Below are 2,604 nucleotides of genomic sequence, written 5' to 3'. Positions count from 1 at the left end.
GCGGCTCCGGGCCGCGAGTAGCTCAACGCGAGCGCGACCGGAGGCAACCGAATGCAGCCGCAGGCACAAGTGTGGGGGCACCTCAATTGAGATGCCCCCACACTTTTTTGCTAGTGCGTTAGCGGGCTAGCTTGCCAGCTGACGAGCGCACGGCGCCTTATGCTTTCTTGCGGCGAGTCGCCACAAGGGCGGCACCGGCCAGCAGGAATGCGCTACCGAGGGCGAAGGGCAGGGCCGCTTCGCTACCGGTATGGGCGAGGGAACGGCCAGGTTTCGTGACCTTGGCGGGCTGCTTGGTCACCTTGCCAGGCTTCTTGGCTTCCCCGGCCTGGCCGGGTTCGCCGATCTTGGCGGGATCGGTCACTGTGCCGGGCTGACTCGGGGTGCCAGGCTGGGCAGCCTTGGCCTTGACCGTGAGGGTCGCAGTCTTGGTAACCTTCGCGCCCTTGTCATTGGTTACGGTGAAGCTCAGGGTGTACGTACCCGGCTTGTTAGCGTCGTACACATTGCCAGGGTTGGCAACGACCTCTCCACTGGCGGAAATAACCATGTCCTTCGGGTCGAAGGGGTCCCCCACGGTGATTTCCACATTCTTGAGAGTGAGGGTGGGAACCTCCTCGATGGTCACCCACCGGCCCACGACCGTGAGGGTCGCAGTCTTCGTGGTCGTCACGCCTTGCGCGTTCGTCACCGAGAAGCTCAGTTCGTACGTGCCCGGAGTGGCGGTATCGAAGGTGTTCGAGGGGCTCGCAACAACGTTGCCGTTCGAAGCGACGATCATATCCTTGGGATCGAAGGGGTCACCTACGATGATCTTCACGTCCTTCAACTCCAAAGTCGGAGCCGGAACCAGCTCAACGAGCGGCTGCTTAACCGTGAGGGTCGCCGTCTTCGTCGTCGTAATACCTTGCTCATTCGTCACCGAGAAAGTGAGCGTGTACGTACCCGGAGTATTCGGGTCATACACGTTATCCGGGCTGGGCACCACGGTCCCGTTCGAAGAAACAATCATGTCCTTCGGATCGAACGGATCGCCGGCCTTGATCTCCACGTTCTTCACCACGAGCTGCGGGGCCGGAATAATCGCGGTCCACCGCTGCACGACCGTGAGCGTCGCGGTCTTCGTCACCTTCGCACCCTGCTCATTGGTCACCGTGAAGCTCAAGGGGTACTTACCCGGCTTGTTCACGTCATACACGTTATCCGGGCGGGGCACGGCCTCACCACCGGCGGTGGAGACAACCATGTCCTGCGGAGTGAAGGGGTCACCCACGATAATCTTCACGTCCTTCAGCTCCAAAGTCGGAGCCGGAACCAGCTCAACGAGCGGCTGCTTAACCGTGAGGGTTGCCGTCTTGGTGACCTTGGCGCCCTGTTCGTTGGTGACCGTGAAGGTCAGGGTGTAGGTGCCCGGAGTATTCGGATCGTACACGTTATCCGGGCTGGGCACGGCCTCACCACCGGCGGTGGAGACAACCATGTCTTGCGGAGTGAAGGGATCACCGGCCTTGATCTCCACATCCTTCAGCTCCAGCGTGGGAGCGGGAACGAGCGGGGTCCAGCGCTTCTTGACGATGAGGTTGGCGGTCTTCGTGACCGTACCGCCGTGCTCATCGGTCGCGGTGAATTCGATCGGGTAGGTGCCGTAGGTGGTGGCGTCATAATTGCCCGTGTGGGTCACCGAGCCGCCCGATGCCGGATCGGTAAGGTCACGGTTCTTGTAGTCCTTCGCGGACACAATCATGCTTTGCGGATCGAAGGGATCATTTTCCCAGATCTCGATGTTCTTCACCTCGAGCGTGGGCAGCTTCGCCCACTCGGCGGTCAGGCGGACGATGCCGCCGCGACGTTTCCCGACGACCTGATTGCCGTCGATTTCATCGAACTGGTAGGGGTTCTCCGCCGTGAAATACTTCGTTTCACTACCCGTGGCAGGATCGCCGATGAGGGAACTGCTTCCGGACCACCCGATAAAGGTGTAGCCCTCACGCGTGGGATCGGCTGGCTTTTGCACGGTACCGTGCGGGGTAATGAACATTTGGTGATAGGACCCGGGGCGCTGCGCCAGATGGTCGGTCGGAATCTCACCCGACCAAGTACCGCCATTGAGGTGGTACGTAGCGTAATTAAAGAACGTGACGTTGGTCCCCAGGTAGATCCGCCCCGTCGGGGTGTAGTCCTTCAACGTATACGTGACAACGGCATCCTTACCGATGCCGGTCACGCTTTCCGTCAAGTCCGAGCCGAGCTCGAAGGCACCGCTGGTTCCGATAAGAACGCGGGTCGGTTTCATGACGATTTCACCGCTGAGCTTCCACCCCGCGGGGTACGTGGTGGAACGGTAGCTACGTGCCGGATCGGTCGGGAAAACGACCTTTTCGGCGGGGTTCTCCGGATTGTATGCAGCGATGTCAAACTTCTGCACGCTATCCCAGGAAATATTGTAACTAAATTCGTACGTTGCCTGTGGCGCTGCCTCGGCACGTAACGGATGCCCCACGACCACCATTGCCACGGCGGCGATGATCGCGAGGAACCGTGATACGGTTCGCGTGAGCATTTTATCAATCCTTATCTAGGTAGATGAGATACCTAAACTAAGTG

At 59.9% G+C, this 2,604-nt stretch carries 1 protein-coding gene; it reads right to left on the bottom strand.

What is annotated here, in order from left to right; all coding sequences use genetic code 11:
* Positions 1–157: 157 nt before the first annotated feature.
* The gene (locus tag AC5RK6_RS01485) at positions 158–2,560 is read right to left on the bottom strand and encodes an LPXTG cell wall anchor domain-containing protein (RefSeq protein ID WP_274755797.1); all 2,403 of its coding nucleotides are present in this window, start codon (positions 2,558–2,560) and stop codon (positions 158–160) included.
* Between the last annotated feature and the right edge of the window lie 44 nt (positions 2,561–2,604).

Source organism: Actinotignum sp. usb-actsch-213 (assembly GCF_059085665.1).
Note: the sequence above shows the minus strand (reverse complement) of the source record. Positions and strands in the feature narration are given on the sequence as shown.

What these genes read in the sequence shown, in the direction of transcription:
- AC5RK6_RS01485 (WP_274755797.1), bottom strand. Translation starts at nt 2,560, where the DNA reads ATGCTCACGCGAACCGTATCACGGTTCCTCGCGATCATCGCCGCCGTG.